The organism is Streptomyces barringtoniae (assembly GCF_020819595.1).
In the GTDB taxonomy this organism is placed as follows: Bacteria; Actinomycetota; Actinomycetes; order Streptomycetales; family Streptomycetaceae; genus Streptomyces; species Streptomyces barringtoniae.
Genome location: NZ_JAJHNP010000126.1, coordinates 1 through 335, shown reverse-complemented (window position 1 = coordinate 335; position 335 = coordinate 1). Strand labels below are relative to the sequence as shown.

General features: G+C 69.3%; 1 protein-coding gene. It reads right to left on the bottom strand.

From position 1 onward, the window contains the following. Nucleotides 1-335 (bottom strand): SpnB-like Rossmann fold domain-containing protein (locus tag LMU33_RS41020; protein ID WP_228627228.1); only part of this gene is annotated, 335 nt, incomplete at both ends.

Genomic DNA, 335 nt, shown 5'->3' with positions numbered 1-335 from the left:
AAGATCCCCGACCCACGCACCGCGACCTGGTCCTCGCCCCCCAGACCGGCCAGCACATCCGCCAACCGGCCCAGAGCACGCTCATCCACCACACCCGGCGGCAGATCCACCAGACCACCCCAGCGCGCCGGAACCTCCAACGCCGCAACCCGGCCCAGACCCCACACACCAGCCTGCACCGCACTGCCCAACCGATCCGAACGACCCGTCGACACAGCACCCCGCGTCACACACCACAACGGCGCACCAACGCCCGCATCACCCAGCGCCTGCACCAACACCGCAGACACCGCCACACCAGCAGCCTCGTCCAACGCCAGCAAAGACAGCACACC